Here is an 18701-nt window from a genome sequence, read left to right on the forward strand (position 1 = left end):
TCAGATCAGCCTCGGCAGTGGGATCTGGAGGAGCAGCACGAAGAGCACGTAGAACGCCGCCACCGTGCCCACGCTGACCGCGACGGACGACACCCACGACTCCTTGCCGAGGAACCGCAGCCACACGAACGCCAGCAGCAGCGACGGGATCTCGAACCCGATCACCGGCAACAAGGCCGCGAAGACGACCAGCGACGCGACGGCGACCGCCGTCAGCACGCTCGACCGCGAGAACTGCTCCGTATCCGTCCCGTGCCGGCCGACCAGCGCGAGCACCACGGCCAGCACTGTGACGACGACACTGATCACGAACGGCCACAGCCCCGGCCCCGGCTGGGTCAACCGCCCGAGCCCGAGCGCGAGCGACCCGACCAGTCCCCCGATGCCGATCAGACCGGCCACGACCGCGGCCCCGAGCTGCGACCACGGCCCCGCGTGCGGCGGCCGCTCTTCGGCCAGCTCCGCAAGCAGCGTCTCCTGGTCTCCGGCAGCACTCGCTTGTCCGGCAGCACGCAGTTCTTCGGCGGCACTCACTTCTTCGCCGCCAGCGAGATCCCGAACTGATCCAGCTGCGCCTTGTACTTCGTCGCGTACCCGTCGAGGATCTTCCGAACCTCGTCCGGCGACACCTCGATCGGCGTCAGGCAGTGCGCGTCGTTGAACTTCTTGTAGGTGTCGGTCGCGTACGTCTTCTTCGCCGCGTCGGCGAGTTTCGTCTTCACATCGTCCGGCGTCCCCTTCGGTGCCGTCAGGAAGCGGTACTGCGAGACCACCACGTCGTACCCCTGCTCCTTGGCGGTCGGCACGTCGGGCAGGAACTTGATCCGCTCGGCCGAGAACACCGCCAGCGGGACGACCTTGCGCGCCTTCACCTGCTCGATCCCGTCACCGACCTGGATCGTTGCCACGTCGACCTGACTCCCGAGCAGCGCGGTCAGCGCCGGAGCACCACCGTCGAACGGTACGTCGGTCGCTGGTATACCAGCCTGTTTGAACGTCAGCGCCGACGCCAACTGCGCGCCGGTCCCGACACCGGTGGTGCCGTACTTGACGTTCTTGCCCGCCTTCTTCAGATCGGCGATCGACTTGTAGCCCGAACCGACCGGGGCGATCAGCACGTAGTCGTCCTGTGAGATCCCGCCGAGCAGGTCGAAGTCGTCGAGCTTCACCACTTCGTTCGGGGAGACGGCGAGCGGTGTGATCGTGAACAGCGACGCGTTCTGCACCGCGATCTTGTAGCCGTCGGGCTTGGCGGACTGGAGTTCCTTGGCGTTCAGTGCGCCGTTCGCCCCGGGTTTGTTGACCACCGGCACCGAGACGCCGAGGTCCTTGCCGACGCCTTCCGCGATCGCGCGGGTGATCAGGTCGGTACTGCCGCCGGGCGACGCGCCGACGCTCATCTGGATGTTGCCGGTCGGGTAGTCGCCCTTGCCGCCGGTGGAGGTCGTCTTGACCCCACCGCAGCCGGCCAGCAGAACGGATGCAGAGACCGCGCTGACCGCCATCACCAGGACGCGGCGGTCGGGCTTGCCTAACAGCATGGAACTCCTCCTCTACGCAGAGTGGGATTGCGTGAGCGTAGGAAGCGGCGATCATGCGTGTCCAAGGCCGATAAGGCATCGAGTGATACCTTTCGGGAATCATGTTTTCGCTCGACCAGCTGAGCGCGTTCGTCGCCGTCGCCGAGGAACTGCACTTCGGCCGCGCCGCCGATCGGCTGAACATGACCCAGCCGCCGCTGAGCCGCCAGGTGCAGAAACTCGAACGCGCCGTCGGTGCCCGGCTGCTCGAACGCGACAACCGCAAGGTCGAGCTGACCGAGGCCGGGCAGGCGTTCCTCACCGAGGCCCGCCGGTTGCTCGCCCTCGTCGAGACCGCGGGCGATCTCGCGCGCCGGGTCGACCAGGGTGCGGCCGGGACACTGCGGCTCGGGTTCACCGCAACCTCCGCGATCCGTACTCTCGGCCCGCTGCTGCGCCTGATGTCGGAGGAACTGCCGGACGTCGACGTGATCCTGCACGAACGGGTCACGCCGGCGCAGATCGACGGCCTGCTGCGCGGTGAGCTCGATCTCGGGCTCGGGCGGCCGCCGTTCGACTCCGACGTACTGGACTCCCGGATCGTGTTCCGGGAGCCGTTGTGTGCCGTTGTCCCCGGCAACCATCGGCTCGCGGCGCTCGGCCGGCCGTTGCGGGCGGCCGACTTCGCCGGCGAGCAGGTGATCAGCTACTCGCCGACCCAGGCCCGGTACTTCCACGAGCTGACCGTCCGGTTCCTCGCCGCGTCGCATCCGCGGATCGAGCAGCGGGTCCAGCAGATCCTCACCGTGATCCTGCTGGTTGCGGCCGGTCGCGGAGTCGCGCTGGTCCCGGCCGCAGCGCGCGGTCTGGGCGTTGAGGGTGTCACGTACTGCGACCTGGACGGCGTCGGCGAACCGGTCGAGCTGCATGCGATCTGGCGGCGGGACGCGACGAGCCCGGTGCTGCAGCGCGTGCTCACGATGCTCCCAGAGCATCACTAGATCCAAAAACGATCTTGGACAGGTATCCACGAGTCTTCCTACGCTGAGTCGCGTGACCCATTACTCCCCCACCGAACTCGCCGCGCAGCTGAAGACCGGGCTGCTCTCGTTCCCCGTGACGCACTTCCACCCGGACCTGAGCTTCCACGAGGCCGGGTACCGCGAGCACCTGTCCTGGCTGAGCCAGTACGACGTCGCGGGTCTGTTCGCTGCGGGCGGGACCGGCGAGGGCTTCTCGCTGACGCCGGCCGAGATCGACACCGTCGTCCGCACTGCCGTCTCGGAGGTGAACGGGCGGGTCCCGGTGATCGCGCCGGCGACCGGCGGGACCGCCTCGGCGATCGCAGGCGCGCAGGCAGCCGAGGCGGCCGGTGCGGACGGGATCCTGCTGCTGCCGCCGTACCTGACTGAGGCCGGACAGGCTGGTCTGGTCGAGCACGTGTCGGCGGTCTGCCGGAGCACGAGTCTCGGCGTGACGGTCTACAGCCGGGCGAACGCGATCCTGAACGACGTGTCGGTCGCCGAGCTCGCGGACCGGAACCCGAACCTGGTCTGCCTGAAGGACGGCGTCGGCAACGTCGAGATGATGACGCGGACCTACGCCCGGGTCGGCGAGCGGCTCACGTACATCGGTGGGCTGCCGACGGCCGAGACGTTCGCGCTGCCGCTGCTGCAGCTCGGGTACAGCACCTATTCGTCGGCGATCTTCAACTTCGTCCCCGAGTTCGCGCTCGGCTTCTACGCCGACGTCCGCGCGCAGGACCGAGCGGCGGTATACCAAAAGCTGAACGAGTTCGTGCTGCCGTACCTCGACATCCGCGACAAGACCAAGGGGTACGCCGTCTCGATCGTCAAGGCCGGCGTCAACGTGATCGGACGCTCGGCCGGGCCGGTCCGCCCGCCCCTGCAGGACCTGACCGCGGACGAGGTCGCACAGCTGACCGAGCTGATCGGGAAGGTCAAGTGACAGCGCCACACACGACACCGACTGTCACCTCGGTCGAGGTCGTGCCCGTCGCCGGGTACGACAGCATGCTGCTCAACCTGAGTGGCGCGCACGGGCCGTTCTTCACCCGCAACGTCGTGATCGTCACCGACAGCTCGGGCAACACCGGCCTCGGCGAGGTCCCGGGCGGCGAGAAGATCACGACCACACTCCGCGAAGCCGGCGCCTCGCTGATCGGCGAGCCGCTGTCGCGGTACCGCCAACTGCTCCGCGCGATCTCGTCCACGTTCGCGGACCGCGACGCGGGCGGCCGCGGGATGCAGACCTTCGACCTGCGAACGACGGTGCACGCGGTGACCGGGCTCGAGTCGGCGTTGCTCGATCTGCTCGGCCAGTACCTCGGGGTGCCCGTCGCGGAGTTGCTCGGCGAGGGGCAGCAGCGAGCCGCCGTACCTGTGCTCGGGTATCTGTTCTACGTCGGCGACACCGCGCGCACCGATCTGCCGTACTCGACGGACGCCGGTGAGGATCGGTGGACGCAGCTGCGGCGCGAGCCGGCGCTGAGCGCCGAGGCTGTGGTGGCGTTGGCCGAGGCGGCGCAGGAGCGGTACGGGTTCGCGGACTTCAAGCTCAAAGGCGGCGTCTTCGATCCGCATGTGGAGATCGACGCGGTACGGGCGTTGCACGAGCGGTTCCCGTCGGCGCGCATCACGGTCGATCCGAACGGCGCGTGGCTGGTCCGCGAAGCCGTCGCGGTCTGCTCGGGTCTGGACGACGTACTGGCGTATGTCGAGGACCCGTGCGGTGCCGAGCCCGGGTTCTCCGGCCGGGAGACGATGGCCGAGTTCAAACGGCAGACCGGGCTGCGGACGGCGACCAACATGATCGCGACCGACTGGCGCGAGCTGGCGCACGCGGTCCGGACCGACGCGGTCGACATCCCGCTCGCCGACCCGCACTTCTGGACGATGGCCGGATCGGTCCGGGTCGCGCAGCTGTGCCACGACTTCGGGCTGACCTGGGGCTCGCACTCGAACAACCACTTCGACATCTCGCTCGCGATGTTCACCCAGGTCGGCGCGGCGGCGCCCGGCGAGATCACTGCGCTCGACACGCACTGGATCTGGCAGGACGGACAGGCGCTGACGAAAGAACCGCTACGGATCACCGGCGGCGAGATCGCCGTACCGGCGCGTCCCGGTCTCGGCGTCGAGCTCGACCGCGACGCACTCGACGCCGCGCACGAGCTGTACCTGAAGCACGGTCTCGGCGCGCGGAACGACGAGATCGCGATGCAGTACCTGATCGAGGACTGGGCCTTCGACCCGAAACGGCCTTGTATGGTGCGGTGATGAAGGTCTACTTGTCTACCGACATGGAGGGTACGGCGGGGGTCGTCGACTGGAGTCAGGCGCGCGGACCCGCTACGGAGTACGAGTATTACCGGGGTCAGTTGCAGGCCGAGGTGAACGCCGCGATCGACGGCGCGCTGGCGGCCGGCGGGACCGAGTTCCTGGTGAACGACTCGCACTCGACGATGCAGAACCTGCGCCCGGACGCGCTCGCGGGCAGCGCGAGTTACCTGTCCGGCAAGCACAAACCGCTGTACATGATGCAGGGCCTGGACGACTCCTTCGACGCGGTCTTCTTCATCTCGTACCACGGGTCCGCCGGGGCGACGGGATCCGTGCTGCACCACACGTACAACCCGCGCGCGATCGCCGAAGTACGGCTGAACGGCGCGATCACTGGTGAGGCCGGCATCAATGCCTTGGTGGCGCTCGCGCATCAAGTGCCCGTCGTGCTGATCTCGGGCGACCGGGTGACGATCGACGAGGCGCAGCCGTTCTGCCCGGAGATCGAGTCGGTCGTGGTCAAGGACTCGATCTCGCACAACGCGGCGCTGTCGGTGCATCCCGAGCGGGCCCGCGAGTTGATCCACGACGGCGCCCGGCGCGCGCTCGCCCGGTTGAGCGACATCCGGGTCCCGAGCATCACGCTGCCGGCCGAGCTGACCGTCCGGTTCCACAGTCGCGCGTTCGCCGAACTGGCCGGTGAGCTCCGTGGTGTCGAACGGCGCGAGGACAAAGTCGTTGCCCTACGCAATGACGACCCGCTGAAGCTGTACCGGACCTTCATCGCGATGGTGTTCCTGAGCCGCGGAGTCCTGGAGTAACCGGGCGTTCAGCTGCTGTTGTGCACGATAGGTTTTGATCCCAGGTGTCGTCTCTCCCCTAGGAGCCTGGGTATGCGTTGGCAGAAGCCGCTGGCCGCAGCAGTTGTCCTGACCGCTCTCACCACCTCGCTGACCGCATCGGCAACCAGTACCAGTAGTCGTAGTGGCGGTGCCTGCTCGCCGGACGCGACGTTCCTCGGCTTCAGTGACGCGCTGGACAAGACCACGTTCGACGGGCAGCCGGTGGCCGGGCTGTCGGCGATGAACCTGACCGGGCCGCACAGTGCGGTCGCGCTGGTGGACAACGTCGGGACTACGCCGGCCCGGGTGTTCGACCTGAAGGTGAACAGCAAGCCCACCTCGGTCGCCGTCGACGGGATGACGATCCTCAAGCGGCCCGACGGTACGCCGTACACCGGGGGCGACTTCGACGGCGAAGGACTCGTCGTCGAGCGCGGCAACCGCACCATCCTGGCCACCTCGGAACGGGAGCCGTCGATCCGGCGCTTCCGGCTCTCGGACGGTCTGCAGATCGGCGAGCTTCCGGTCCCCGCGCGGTTCCAGGTCGCGCCGGCCGGCGAGGCGACGAACAACGCGACCTTCGAGTCGCTGGCCGCCAGCCGCGACGGCCTCTCGCTGTACGCCGGGATGGAGGGCCCGCTCGCCTCGGACGGGACCGACGCGAACAACCGCACCCGGAACCGCATCATCCGGTACTTCGGTCTTCCCGGTCACGAGTACCGGCCGGTCGCGCAGTACGCGTACAAGCCGGACCCTGGGCTCGCGCTCGACGACCTCGGGTGGGTGAGCCCGACGGAGCTCATCTCGATGGAGCGGACGTTCACCCCTGGTGTCGGGAACACGATCCGGGTGTTCTCGGTCTCCCTGCGCCGGGCGACCGACGTGACCAAGCTGGCGTCGCTCGCGGATGCGCCGGAAACGGTGTTCCTGCAGAAGAAGCTGGTGTTCGATCTGGTGAACTGCCCGCCGTCCGGTGCGGTCGCGAAGCAGCCGCAGCCGAATCCGTTGCTGGACAACGTCGAGGCGCTCGCACTCGGCGGCTACCTGCCGGGCGGACGACGCCAGCTGTACCTGATGTCGGACGACAACAACGGCGCCACGCAGATCACCCGCTTCTACTCCCTCGCCGTCAACCTGCACTGACCGGATCCCTCGCGATCAACGTGCCTTGAGTTGTCACGAACCGCCAGGCCATCACAATCCGCCCCACAGCCACCTGCCAAGCGCGGGCCTGGCCCATACCCGCCGATTGTGATGGCCTGGGCGTCCGCACCCCCATCACTCACCAAGCAGCGCGGCGCCGGCATCGGCACGCTCAGCTGTCGTCGGCGAGCGGTCGTTCGGCGGGTTTGGTGAGTGGTGCAGGTCCGGTGGATCGGGTCGCGGCGAGCAGGAGGCGGTGGCGTGATTGCCGTTGACGCGTAACAATCTGTGAATGCGCGTGATCGTGGTGGGTGCGGGCGTGATCGGGCTGAGCTGTGCCATCCGGCTCGCCGAGAGCGGGTACGACGTGGCGGTGTTCGCCCGCGACCTGCCGTTGGAGACGACGTCATCGGTGGCCGCCGCACTCTGGTACCCGTACCTCTCGGCGCCCGAAGACCGGGTGGCCGGCTGGTCGCGGACGACGTACGAGGAGCTCGCGAAGCTGGCGGAGGTCGAGCCATCCGTGCTGATGAGGCGCGGGCGTGAGTTCCTGGTGGAGCCGACGCCGGATCCGCGGTGGGCCGACGTACTGCCGGATCTCACCCGGGTGGCGTCGCAGCCGGAGGGGTTCGTCGACGGGTGGTCGTTCACGGCACCGGTGATCGACATGCCGGCGTACCTGCCGGCGCTGGTGAAACGGCTCGAGGCGGCGGGTGGGACCTTGACGCGTGCTGCGTTGTCCGCGCTGCCGACCGAGGCCGATCTGGTGGTGAACTGCGCTGGGCTGGGCGCGCGGTTGACGGCGAGCGACCCGACCGTGACGCCGGTCCGTGGTCAGGTGCTGACCGTCGAGCCGTGCGGGCTGACCGAGTGGCTGCTCGCGGACCGGGCGCCGGACGAGTTGACCTACGTGATCCCGCGGCAGAAGGACGTGGTCGTTGGTGGCACCAGCCAACCGGGTGACTGGAACCTGACCGTCGACCCGAAGACCACCGAGGCGATCCTGGAGCGGGCGGCGGAGCTGGTTCCGCAGCTGCGTACGGCGAAGATCATCCGGCAGCGCGTCGGTCTCCGCCCGGCGCGACCGGCGATCCGCTGCGAGCTCGTCCGGACCCGGACCGGTGAGCCCGTCATCCACTGCTACGGCCACGGCGGCTCAGGCGTCACCCTGTCCTGGGGCTGCGCGGACGAGGTCCTCGAACTTGTCCGCAGCGTCTGACCCCCTGGTCGTCCTGGACGGCGGTCTGTCGAACGCCCTGGAGGACCGCGGCCACGACCTGTCCGATGCACTGTGGTCGGCACGCCTGCTGCGCGATAACCCGGCCGAGATCGCGGCGGTGCATCGTGCGTACTACGAAGCAGGCGCGATGGTCGCCACCACCGCCAGCTACCAGGCCAGCGTGGCCGGCTTCGCACGAGCCGGCGTCGACCGAGCCGAGGCCGAGCGCCTGATCGCCAGCAGCGTCCAAATCGCCCGCGAGGTCCGCGACGAGCTCGAAGCCCGCCCGAGCGGTACCGTCGGGTCAGACGCCCGGTCGGACGGCACCGTCGAGTTCGACGCCCGCTCGGTCCGCACCGTCGAGCCCGACCCCCGGCCGAGCGACACCGAAGGGCTCGACGCGCGCGCAAGCGGCCGCGTTGGCGCGGCCGCTTCGCGTCGGTTGGTTGCTGCCTCGGTTGGTCCGTACGGCGCGATGCTCGCGGACGGCTCGGAGTATCGCGGGAACTACGGCGTCCCCACGTCTGTCCTCCGCGACTTCCACGGCCCGCGTCTCGAACTGCTCGCCGGCGCCGGACCCGACCTACTCGCCATCGAAACCATCCCCGACACCGTCGAGGCCGAGGTCCTGGTGAAGCTCCTCGCCGAGCTCGACGTCCGCGCCTGGTTCTCGTACTCCGTCGAAGGTCTGCACACCCGCGCCGGCCAACCTCTCGCCGACGCCTTCGCCATCCCCGACATCGACCAGGTGATTGCCGTCGGCATCAACTGCTGCAAACCCGCGGATGTGCAGGCCGCGGTGGAGACCGCCGTGGCAGTCACGGGCAAGCCGGCGATCGCCTATCCCAACCGCGGCGACGCGTGGGACGCGGTCCGGCGGGCGTGGGTCGGAGACGGTGCCGGGCCGGTGCGGTTCGCCCCCGAGTGGCGTGCGGCTGGAGCGACGTACATTGGCGGTTGTTGCCGGGTCGGGCCGGCGGACATTCGTGCTCTTGCGGTCGCCGTCGCGTAGCTGCGCGCCCCTGTTCTTCCTGCTTGAGTCTATCCAGAGTGGCTGATGCGCGGCCTGACTTATCCACAGGCGGGGCAATGACGCGGCATCCGTAGTCTTTCACCTTCGGCGCGCTGGACGAGGTCGTCGTGGCTTTTGGGAAAGAAATGGTCGTATGGCGGCCATTTGTTTCCCCGAAGCACGGCGGGCGGCTGGGCGCGCGAGGCGGGGGCGCGCCAGGTGGGGGCGCGCCAGGCGGGTCGCGCCGCTAGGGCGAGGGCGCGCGGCTGGGGTGCGAGTCGGCAAGTGGGACATCCGTGCGCTATACGCCCAGGACCTGGCAGAGGAGGTCTAGGGCGCCGGGGTAGGCGTGGTCGGGTGGGGTGCCGTAGCCGACGATGACTGCTTGGCGGGTGGCTGGGGTGGGGTTGAAGTGGTACGTCGTGAGCGTGGCGAGGCCGAGGCCTTGTCGGGCGGCGCGGGCGACGATGTCGTCGGCGTCACCAGGCACATCGAGGAGCACGTGCAGACCGGCGGAGATGCCGGCCACCTCGACGGTCGGGGCCCGGACCGCGAGGAGTTCGACGAGGCGGTCGCGGCGCCGGCGGTAGTGCAGGCGGGAACGCCGGACATGCCGGTCGTAGTGGCCGGAGGCAATGAACTCGGCGAGGACCAGTTGTTCCAAGGTGGCTGTCTGGAAGTCCGCGGTGCGCTTAGCGGCGACGACTGGTTCGATCAGTTGTTGCGGGAGGACCATCCACGCGAGGCGCAGGCCCGGCGCGAGGCTCTTGCTCGCCGTACCGGTGTAGACGACCCGCTCCGGATCGAGCGCCTGCAACGCACCGACCGCCTGTCGGTCGTACCGGAACTCGCCGTCGTAGTCGTCCTCGATCAACACGGCCCCCGACTCCCGCGCCCACTCGACAGCAGCGGTACGCCGCTCCGGCGCCAACGGCACGCCCGTCGGCATCTGGTGTGCCGGTGTCAGCAGTACGCCCTGCCCGGTCAGGCGCGACGTCTGCGCTCCGAGCTCGTCCACCGGTACGGCGACCGCCTCCAGCCCGCGCGCCCGGATCACGTCGCGATGCAGCCCGTACCCGAACTCCTCGACCGCCATCGTCGTACCGCCGAGGTTCTTGATCGCCTCGCTGAGCAGACTCAGCGCCTGCACGTACCCGGAGCAGATCAGGATGCGCTCCGGATCCGCCCGCACCCCGCGCGCCCGGGCCAGGTAGTCCGCGAGCATCCGGCGCAGCTCGATCCGGCCGCGCGGATCGCCGAGCCCGAACGCCTCGTTCGGCGCCACGGTCAGCGCCTTCCGCGCCGCCGCCAGCCACTCCGTCCGCGGGAACGTCGCGACATCCGGTGCCCCGGGCGTCAGGTCGTACCGGAAGCTGTGGGCCTCCGGCAACGCAACGGCCGGCGCCGGCGGTACGGCGGCCCGGTTCGCCACCACCGTCCCGGATCCCTGCCGCGCCGTCAGCCAGCCCTCGGCGACCAGCTGCCCGTAGGCGTCCGCGACCGTGTTCCGGGCGATGCCGAGGTCTTTCGCCAGCGACCGCGACGACGGCAACCGGGTCCCGGCCGGCAGCCGACCGGTCCGGATCGACGTGTGTAGCGCCTGCACCAGGTCGCCGCGCCCGCGGGTCGCGCCGAGCTCCAGGTGCAGGTCCGCGCCCGCGGAATTGGCCCCTCGATCCTCCATGGAAGTGGACCATACACCTGGGCCGATTCCCGCCTAACTTAGACACATGAGCACATCGACGACGCGACGAGTGAAGTTGGCCAACGTGGCCCCGGACTTCTACCAGGCCATGATCGAGCTGGACCGGGTGTCCGACACCGGGCTGGACCCGAAGCTCGCGCACCTGGTCCGGATCCGGGCCTCGCAGATCAACGGCTGCGCGTACTGCACCGACATGCACTCCCTCGACCTGCGCGAGCTCGGCGAGGACCAGCAGCAGCGGATCGCCCTGTTGCCGGTCTGGCGCGAGGCGCAGAAGTTCTACACCGACCAGGAGAAGGCCGCTCTGCAGCTGACCGAGGCAATCACGCTGGTGAGCGTCGACCACGTCCCGGACGACGTGTACGACGTCGCGGCGCAGGCCTTCGACGAGAAGGACCTGGCCCGGCTGATCGCGCTGATCATCACGATCAACATGTGGACCCGCATCGGCGTCACCGGGAAGATGGAGCCCGGCCACTACAAGCCATGACGGCCGCACAGTTCCGGGCGCTGCATCACGGCGGCACCCCGCTGATCCTGCCGAACACGTGGGACCCGGTGAGCGCGCGCCTGATCGCCGACGCCGGCTACCCCGCTGTCGCGACCAGCAGCGGCGCGGTCGCCCGCGTCCTCGGGTACGACGACGGGCAGCTGACCCCGCCGGAGGAGATGTTCACCGCCGTGGCGCGGATCGCCCGAGCCGTCGACGTACCGGTGACGGCTGACATGGAGGCCGGGTACGGGTTGCCGGCGAAGGAGTTCGCGGAACGGTTGCTGGCGACCGGTGCGGTCGGCTGCAACCTCGAGGACTCGGTCGACGGCGCGTTGGTGGACGTCGCGCAGCAGGCCGACTACCTGGCCGAGGTACGGGCGACCGCGGGCGCCGAGCTGGTGATCAACGCCCGGGTCGACACGTTCATCCGTCCCGTCGACGACCCCGTCGCCGAGGCGGTACGGCGTGGGCGCGAGTACCGCCGCGCCGGGGCCGACTGCGTCTACCCGATCCTGGCGCCAGTGCCGCTACTGGCCCAGGTGGTCGAGGGGGTCGGCGGGCCGATCAACGGGCACGCTGCACCGTCCGGTCCCACGCCGGCCCAGTTAGCGGCGGCCGGCGCGACGCGGATTTCCTACGGGACCAGCGTGCACCAATACGTGATGGCCCAGCTTCAGGAGCTGCTCCCGAGCTTGCGTAATGCATAGACGAGAGCCCAGTCCTGGTCGTTCGCCAGCGGATCGGCGACGTGCGCGGGCTGCCCGTTCACACTGCTCGGGTAGACGAACGCGCAGGTCGCCGATCCGTCCGCGGCGAAGCTGACCAGGTTCGCGCGGAGGATCGCGTCCTCGGCACGCTCGAGCCAATCGGCCTGTTCGGGCGTCACGAGCTCGCGCGGCCAAGCGCCGTACACGATCGCGCTGAGCGCTGACCAGTAGTGCGGGAAGACGTCGCCCCACAACCGCAGCCGGCCGAACCAGTAGCCGTCCCAGTGCCGGATCGGCACATGCCGCAGCCGTACGTCGGGCTGGTCCGCGGCGAACGCGGTCAGCCAGGGCAGGCGGCGAGTCAGCTCGGCACCGTCGATCTCGTCGGGCGCACTTTGGTATGCCGAAACGAGCAGCTCGAGGAGTGGCGCGACCATCGACTGTTCGTAATTCACCTCGTGGGGCGGCAGCTCGTCGCCGTAGGAGATGAAGGTCTTCGCGTGGCGTAAGAGGTGGTCGCGTAGGCCGAGCTCGGTCAGCAGCGGGCCGAGGTCGAACGCGAGGAAGTGGTCGCCACCGAGCTCGTAGTACCGGTTCAGGATGCGGGTCGCGCCGTCGCGGTCGCCCTGGCCGAGCAGGAACCGCGCGAACCACGGGAAGTTGTACAGGCGTACGGCGTTCTGGTGGATGCTGTCGTCCTGGATCGTGCCGTTGTCGTCCATCAGGTGCTCGCGGACGAATTGTTCGTAGCCGGCCAAGGCCTCGTCGAGTTCGGCGCGATCGCCCCAGCCACGGTCGCGGACCTCCTGCAGGAGCAGGGCCATGCCGATTCGTTCCCTCGCATCGGACCAGTCGCGCCAGGCGCTGGAGAGGACGGTCAGGCCGCTGTCGTTGTCGTACGGCACGAACGCGTACTTGCGGCTGTCGGCGAGCTCGGGCCGGCGCTGGTGATCGAGGACGAACCGAACGCGGCGCTCGGCGATCACCCGGAGCGGCTCGTGGAACAGCACCGAGATCCGGGCGGTCCGCGTGCCGTCCGTCGCCTCGACGTACTGGATGCCGGGCTCGTCGCTGGTGAGCTCGCGGGGGTCGGTGCCGGTGAGCTCGAGGGACTCCCCCACCTCGGCGGCCAGGCGGGTGGCGTCGATCAGCGGTTGGCGGTCGGCGTGGAAGGCCGATAGGTCGTCGTACCAGGCGAGTTGCCAGGTCCAGCGGTACGACGCTCCGGGCGCGAGCGTGATGGCGGGTTGGCCGCCCATCGCGTGTGGTGCGCGGGCGTGGTCGGTGACGTGCAGGTAGATGTGCCCGCGGATGTTGCTGCTCGTGCCGGGCTCGCGGGACTCGACCGAGTACGCCCAGAGCTCGCCCTCCTTGACCTGCAGACCGAGGCCGGATCCGCTGCCGTCCATCGGCACCGCCCAGACCCAGGCGTCCGCGCCGCCGGTCCAGACGTGCGCGTGCACGGAACCGGTGAGACTCTCCCGACTCGACGTGTACACATCGCGGTACGGCGTACTGATCGCGAGGGAACCGATCTCGACGGGCTCGGATCCGGTGTTGCGGAGCTCGTAGGTTTCGGTCCACTGTTCGCCGAAGCGGCGGCCGACGCGGAGTTCCAGGTCACCGAAGCGGTACATCAGGTCGATGCCGGTGCTGCGCCAGCGGGTGAACGCCGGGTTGTCGAAGCGGTACGCGCCCTGGTCGGTGATCACGAAACCCTTGCCCCAGGCGTGCAGGGTGTCGTGCACCACGCCGTCGTCGAGGAGCACCCGGCGGCCGTCGGGGTGCAGCACCTGCGCGACCGCGCCGTCGTCGGCGACCTGGACCTGCCCGCGACCGAGTTCAAAACTTTCCACGATTCCTCAACCTATCGATGTCGAGAACCATGGCGCGGCTCCGTCCCCCTGATGAGAACGGACCACTGAGAACAGACCGCGCAGATGGGATACCAGGATGAACCAGCAGCAGATCGCCGAGATCCTCGCCAAGCCGTACGCCCAGCAGCTCCTGAACGGCCCCGAGCCGGCCCGCTTCGCCTACGACGGCCTCGACGGCGACCCGCGGGTGATCCCGATCGGGTTCTGGATGGATGGCGACAAGCTCGCGATGGCGACCCTCCCGAAGTCCGCCAAGGTCGCCGCACTCCGGAAGAATCCGAAGGTCGCGCTGACCATCGACACCGGCGCCTTCCCGCCGAAGGTCCTGCTGCTCCGCGGCACCGCCGAGGTCAGCCTGTTCGACGGCATCCCCGAGGGCTACCTGGTGGCCGGCCGCAAGGTGATGGCCGACGAGGAGCAGTACGCCGGCTGGCTGGCCGGCGTCCGGGGCCTGTACGACGAGATGGTGGTCATCACTGTCACACTGACGTGGGCGAAGCTCCTCGACTTCGAGACCACGATCCCGAAGGCCGTCGACGACCTGATCCAGGCGAAGGCCGGCTGAGCGGATCCGCACCGACCAGCCCTCGGTGCAAGGAGCGGACCCGGGCCTCGACGCGAAGGCTGACCAGCCCTCGGGGCGTCTGCGCCAGCGGACGGCATGCTTGAATTGGTATACCAAACGCTGGAGAGGTCGATGCACGAGAGTCGAGAGTCCGAGACCGAGCGGGTCACGCGGCGGCTGCGGGACGAGATCCTGGACGGGGTCCGGCCGCCCGGCGAACGCCTGGTCGAGCGGGAGCTGGCAGCCGCACTGGACGTCAGCCGGGTGCCGGTCCGCGAAGCGCTGAAGGCGCTGGTGAGCGAAGGCCTGGTGACGCTGCGGCCGCGATCGTGGGCGGTGGTGCGCAGGTTCACCGACTCCGACATCGCGGACCTCACCGAGGTGCGGACCGCGTTCGAACCGCTGACGTTCCGGCTGGCCGCGGAGCGCCGTACCCGCGAAGGGCTCGACCGGTTGCGGGCGATCCTGGACGAACAGCTCGTGGCAGCGCGGGCCGGCGATGCGGTGGTCGCCCGGCGGAAGGCCGCCGACTTCCACGAGCTCGTCACCGAACTCGCCTCCAACGAGCTGCTGATCGAGATCGAGCGGCCACTCCGCAGCCGGATGCGCTGGCTGCTGACCCAGCACGACGACCTGCTCGCGGTGGGCGGCCAGCACCTCGAACTGTTCACCGCGATCGCCAACCGGGACATCGAGCAGGCCGAGCGGCTCGCCGGCGAACATCTGGCCCAGTCGCAGGCCCTGTTCCGGGACAGCCGCGGGATGGACTGACCGGTATACCAGCGCTTTCCACACGGGTCGGGGCGCCTGAAATTTGGTATACCATTGTGGACATGACCTCCTCCTTCCTCCTTGCTGACGTGCGCCCGTGGGGCGGTGCCGCGGTCGACATCACGATCGTCGACGGCACCATCTCCGACATCACTCCGACCACCTCAGCAGGTGGTTCCGGTGCAGAGGCGTCGGATCAGCAGCGGATCGACGGTCGTGGCCTGCTCGCCCTCCCCGGCTTCGTCAACGCACACGCGCACGTCGACAAGAGCTGGTGGGGCCAGCCCTGGGTCTCGTACGGCGGTGAGGCGACGACGCAGGGCCGGATCGCCCACGAGCGCGCCGAGCGGGACAAGTACGGCATCCCCAGCGTCGCCGGCACGGAGGCTGTCCTCCGCGAGTTCCTCCGGCACGGAACGACGGCCACCCGCACGCACGTCGACGTCGACCTCGGCGTCGGCCTGCGCGGGATCGCCAACGTGCACGAGGCGGCCGCGGCTCTCGGCGGCGCCGTCGACATCGAGATCGTGGCGTTCCCGCAGGACGGCGTACTGCGGCGTCCCGGCGTACTCGAGTTGCTCGACCAGGCCGCGGCCGAGGGCGCGACGAGCATCGGCGGGCTCGACCCGGCCTCGATCGACCGCGACCCGGTCGGTCAGCTGGACGCGCTGTTCGAGATCGCGGCCCGGCGCGGGGTCGGGATCGACATCCACCTGCACGACCGCGGCGACCTCGGCGCGTTCCAGTACGAGCTGATCGCGGAGCGCACGCTGCAGGCCGGCCTGCACGGCAAGGTGAACGTGTCGCACGGGTTCGCCCTCGGTGAGCTGCCGCCGGCCCGGCGGGCCGAAATGGTAGACCAGCTCGGCGCGGCCGGGATCTCCTGGACCACCGTCGCCCCGGTCAACTCCGCTCCCCTGCCGTGGCGGGAGATGCGGACGGCCGGCGTCGCGATCGGGCTCGGCACCGACGGCATCCGCGACCTGTGGTCGCCGTACGGCGACGGCGACCTGCTGCAGGTCGCGCGCGGGTTCGCGCGGCTGCACGGACTGCGCGCCGACGAGGACCTCACGTACGCGATCGAGCTCGCGACGACGCACGCCGCGTCGTTCGTGCACCGGGAGAACTACGGCCTGACGCCGGGAGCCCGCGCCGACATCGTGCTGCTCGACGCCGAGAACGTGCAAGACGTGCTGGTACGCGCGCCGCGGCGGGAAATGGTGATCGCCGCCGGACAGGTGGTCGTGCGCGACGGCGAACTCCAGGTGTGAGTACGCCGACTGCCAGCTTCGTCGACCGGACACTGGGCTCGCTGCGGGACAACCGGGCATTCCGGCTGTTCTGGTTCTCGAACCTGTTCTTCTTCGGCGGAGTGTGGACGCAGACGCTCGTCCTCGGGTGGCTCGCCTACGAGACCACGCACTCGGAGTTCCTGGTCGCCGTGTACACCGCGGTCCGGCTGGCGCCGCTGCTGCTCGGGCCGTTCGCGGGCGCCATCGCGGACCGGCACAACCGGGTGCGGCTGCTGATGATCGCGGCCTCGTGGGCGCTGGTGGCCGTCACCACCGTCGCCACGCTGACGTCGCTCGGCAAGGCGTCGTACTGGGTGCTGGTCGTCGGTGGGCTGGCGATCGGGCTGGCGCAGTCGCCGTCCCAACCGGCCCGCGCGTCGCTGGTGCTCGACCTGGTCGGGCGGCAGAACCTCAGCAACGCCAACGCGCTGAACTCGATGGCGCTGAACATGACGCAGGTGGTCGGGCCGGCGATCGGCGGGCTGATGATCAATGGGCTCGGCGCACCGGCCGCGTTGTGGGTGTCGACGTTTTGGTATGCCATTTCGCTCGTCCTGCTGCTGCCGTTGCGCGAGTACGGCCGCGTCGTCAGCGCGCACACCGGATCGGCGATCCGGATGGTCACCAGCGGTCTCCGCGAGATCGCGGCGAACCGGCTGGCGTCCACGGTCCTGCTGGTGACCCTGGCCGCCAACACCCTGCTCTGGCCGGTCGCACAGTCGTTCATGCCGGTGTTCGCGCAGGAGTCGCTCGGGCTCGACGCGGCCGGTCTCGGCTGGTTGCTGACCTGCGCCGGCGTCGGCGGCCTGACCGGGTCCCTGGTGATCGCGTGGCTCGGCGACTTCCGCTTCAAGGGCGGCATGTTCGTCGTCGGTACGGCGATCTGGGGCTCGCTGTGGTCACTGTTCGCACTGTCTCACACGGTCGTGGTGGCGTTCGTGGTGATGACCGCGATCGGCGTGATGAGCGCGGCCTTCGGCGTACTCCAGACCACGCTGCTGCTGATGACCACGGACGAGTCCCTGCACGGCCGCGCGCTCGGCGTGCAGGAGCTTGCCATCGGCATCATGCCGGTCGCGTCCCTAGCACTGGGTGCGTTCGCCCAGCACTACGGCGTCGACATCACCACGTTCGTCAGCGCGCTGCTCCTGGTCACCATGGTCGTGGCTCTGGGCATCTGGACACCACCGCTGCTCCGCTACAGCGGCGACCGCTGACTCAGGACAGTCCCCAGAACTTGGTGATGTGTGCGGCCGCGCAGACGTTGACATCGAGGATGTACGGCGCGGCCGTGCCGCACTGATCGGGGCCGGTTCCGGGATCGATGGGCTGACCGTGGCCCATCCCCGGAATCGACCAGGTCTCCACGACCGTCGTCCCCGAGCTGTCGGCGTACAACTTGTGGGTGGCGCCGTTGACGGTCTCGGTGGCGTCGGCGGTCTGGTCGGCCCCGTCGACGTTCGTCCACTGTTCCATCAGCTCGTTGAGGTTGCGGTAGGCAACGGTGTAGTCGGCGGTGCCGTGCCACAGTGAGACCTTCGGCCGGTGGGTCCCCGACGCGGCCGCGCGGACCTTGTCGCCCCACTGCTGCGGGGAGAGGTCGACACCCGGGTTCTGGCAGCTGAACGCCTGGACGAGCGAGGTCGCGCAGCGGTACGGCAGCCCGGCGACGATCGCACCACCGGCGAACGTGTCCGGGTACGTCGCCAGCATCACGGCCGTCATCGCGCCACCTGCCGAGAGACCGGTGACGAACACCCGTCCGGCATCCGAGCCGAGATCGCTCACCGTACGGTCCACCATCTGCTTGATCGACAGCGCCTCACCCGCTCCGCGTGCGGTGTCGCCCGCCTCGAACCAGTTGAAGCACTGACTCGAGTTGTTCGCCGACTGCTGCTGCGGCAGGAGCAGCGCGAACCCGGCCCGCTGCGCCATCGCGACCCAACCGGGCTCGTCGTCGTACGCCGTCGCCGACTGGGTGCAGCCGTGCAGCGCGACCACGACGGGTCGGCCGGTGCCTAGCCCGGGTGGCACGTAACGGAACATCCGCAGATTGCCGGGATTCGAGCCGAAGCCGGTGACTTCCTCGAGACTCGCGGCGGCGGCCGGTTGGGCCGCGGCGACCAGCAGACCGGCCAGCAGGACCAGGATCGACAACACAGGACGGAGCTTGAACAAAGGACGGGGCTTCATCACACAACACCTCCGGGGCGGGAGTCTTTCGATCGACCATCGCACCCTCCCGACGACCGC

At 69.3% G+C, this 18701-nt stretch carries 18 protein-coding genes; 13 read left to right on the plus strand and 5 right to left on the minus strand.

The annotated features are described in order from the left end of the window. Both AC0662_RS34780 and AC0662_RS34785 read right to left on the minus strand, forming a co-directional pair. Window positions 1–534, minus strand: coding sequence for a tripartite tricarboxylate transporter TctB family protein (locus AC0662_RS34780; RefSeq protein ID WP_478305990.1), 534 nt, complete (start codon window positions 532–534; stop codon window positions 1–3). Beyond that, window positions 531–1541, minus strand: a complete 1011-nt coding sequence (locus tag AC0662_RS34785) for a tripartite tricarboxylate transporter substrate binding protein (RefSeq protein ID WP_478305992.1) — start codon at window positions 1539–1541, stop codon at window positions 531–533. Before AC0662_RS34785 ends, AC0662_RS34780 begins: the two co-directional genes overlap by 4 nt. Window positions 1542–1642: 101 nt before the next feature. Between AC0662_RS34785 and AC0662_RS34790 the strand changes: the two genes are divergently transcribed. From AC0662_RS34790 to mmuM, 7 genes are all read left to right on the plus strand, one after another. Further along, window positions 1643–2521 carry a LysR substrate-binding domain-containing protein gene (locus AC0662_RS34790; RefSeq protein ID WP_478305994.1) on the plus strand — a complete coding sequence of 293 codons (879 nt, stop codon included), beginning with the start codon at window positions 1643–1645 and terminating at the stop codon, window positions 2519–2521. Window positions 2522–2573: 52 nt separating this feature from the next. Then, complete coding sequence (kdgD, locus tag AC0662_RS34795) at window positions 2574–3488, plus strand: 5-dehydro-4-deoxyglucarate dehydratase (protein WP_452200709.1); 915 nt, start codon at window positions 2574–2576, stop codon at window positions 3486–3488. Next, window positions 3485–4819 (plus strand): enolase C-terminal domain-like protein, encoded by a 1335-nt coding sequence (locus tag AC0662_RS34800; protein WP_478305996.1) that lies wholly within the window; start codon window positions 3485–3487, stop codon window positions 4817–4819. Before kdgD ends, AC0662_RS34800 begins: the two co-directional genes overlap by 4 nt. Then, window positions 4819–5643 carry a M55 family metallopeptidase gene (locus AC0662_RS34805; protein WP_478305998.1) on the plus strand — a complete coding sequence of 275 codons (825 nt, stop codon included), beginning with the start codon at window positions 4819–4821 and terminating at the stop codon, window positions 5641–5643. The genes AC0662_RS34800 and AC0662_RS34805 overlap by 1 nt, the downstream gene beginning before the upstream one ends. A 72-nt stretch (window positions 5644–5715) precedes the next feature. Beyond that, on the plus strand, window positions 5716–6807 hold the full coding sequence (locus AC0662_RS34810; RefSeq protein ID WP_478306000.1) for an esterase-like activity of phytase family protein: 1092 nt from the start codon (window positions 5716–5718) through the stop codon (window positions 6805–6807). A gap of 292 nt (window positions 6808–7099) precedes the next feature. After that, window positions 7100–8026: an FAD-dependent oxidoreductase gene (locus tag AC0662_RS34815; RefSeq protein ID WP_478306002.1), complete on the plus strand. Its 927-nt coding sequence runs from the start codon at window positions 7100–7102 to the stop codon at window positions 8024–8026. Further along, entirely contained in the window at window positions 8010–9038 is a 1029-nt protein-coding gene (gene mmuM / locus AC0662_RS34820; RefSeq protein WP_478306004.1) for a homocysteine S-methyltransferase, read from the plus strand. The genes AC0662_RS34815 and mmuM overlap by 17 nt, the downstream gene beginning before the upstream one ends. A 301-nt stretch (window positions 9039–9339) precedes the next feature. Here the strand turns inward: mmuM and pdxR are convergent, their stop codons facing one another. Beyond that, window positions 9340–10722, minus strand: a complete 1383-nt coding sequence (gene pdxR / locus AC0662_RS34825) for a MocR-like pyridoxine biosynthesis transcription factor PdxR (RefSeq protein WP_478306006.1) — start codon at window positions 10720–10722, stop codon at window positions 9340–9342. A 46-nt stretch (window positions 10723–10768) separates the two neighbouring features. Between pdxR and AC0662_RS34830 the strand changes: the two genes are divergently transcribed. Continuing rightward, on the plus strand, window positions 10769–11233 hold the full coding sequence (locus AC0662_RS34830; protein WP_452200696.1) for a carboxymuconolactone decarboxylase family protein: 465 nt from the start codon (window positions 10769–10771) through the stop codon (window positions 11231–11233). Next, window positions 11230–11943 carry an isocitrate lyase/PEP mutase family protein gene (locus tag AC0662_RS34835; protein ID WP_478306008.1) on the plus strand — a complete coding sequence of 238 codons (714 nt, stop codon included), beginning with the start codon at window positions 11230–11232 and terminating at the stop codon, window positions 11941–11943. The genes AC0662_RS34830 and AC0662_RS34835 overlap by 4 nt, the downstream gene beginning before the upstream one ends. Here AC0662_RS34835 and AC0662_RS34840 read toward each other — a convergent pair. Further along, window positions 11910–13799 carry a hypothetical protein gene (locus tag AC0662_RS34840; RefSeq protein WP_478306010.1) on the minus strand — a complete coding sequence of 630 codons (1890 nt, stop codon included), beginning with the start codon at window positions 13797–13799 and terminating at the stop codon, window positions 11910–11912. The two genes, AC0662_RS34835 and AC0662_RS34840, sit on opposite strands and share 34 nt — an antisense overlap. Before the next feature lie 97 nt (window positions 13800–13896). Between AC0662_RS34840 and AC0662_RS34845 the strand changes: the two genes are divergently transcribed. The 4 genes from AC0662_RS34845 (at window position 13897) to AC0662_RS34860 (ending at window position 17665) form a co-directional block, all read left to right on the plus strand. After that, window positions 13897–14385: a pyridoxamine 5'-phosphate oxidase family protein gene (locus AC0662_RS34845; protein WP_478306012.1), complete on the plus strand. Its 489-nt coding sequence runs from the start codon at window positions 13897–13899 to the stop codon at window positions 14383–14385. Window positions 14386–14517: 132 nt separating this feature from the next. Further along, window positions 14518–15156: a GntR family transcriptional regulator gene (locus AC0662_RS34850; RefSeq protein WP_478306014.1), complete on the plus strand. Its 639-nt coding sequence runs from the start codon at window positions 14518–14520 to the stop codon at window positions 15154–15156. Window positions 15157–15218: 62 nt separating this feature from the next. Continuing rightward, window positions 15219–16427: an amidohydrolase gene (locus tag AC0662_RS34855; RefSeq protein WP_478306016.1), complete on the plus strand. Its 1209-nt coding sequence runs from the start codon at window positions 15219–15221 to the stop codon at window positions 16425–16427. Next, entirely contained in the window at window positions 16424–17665 is a 1242-nt protein-coding gene (locus tag AC0662_RS34860; protein ID WP_478306018.1) for an MFS transporter, read from the plus strand. Before AC0662_RS34855 ends, AC0662_RS34860 begins: the two co-directional genes overlap by 4 nt. 1 nt (window position 17666) lies before the next feature. Here AC0662_RS34860 and AC0662_RS34865 read toward each other — a convergent pair whose 3' ends face one another. After that, the gene (locus tag AC0662_RS34865) at window positions 17667–18641 is read right to left on the minus strand and encodes an extracellular catalytic domain type 1 short-chain-length polyhydroxyalkanoate depolymerase (protein WP_478306020.1); all 975 of its coding nucleotides are present in this window, start codon (window positions 18639–18641) and stop codon (window positions 17667–17669) included. Window positions 18642–18701 lie beyond the last annotated feature (60 nt).

The sequence above is a fragment of the Kribbella sp. NPDC043289 genome (assembly GCF_056436705.1).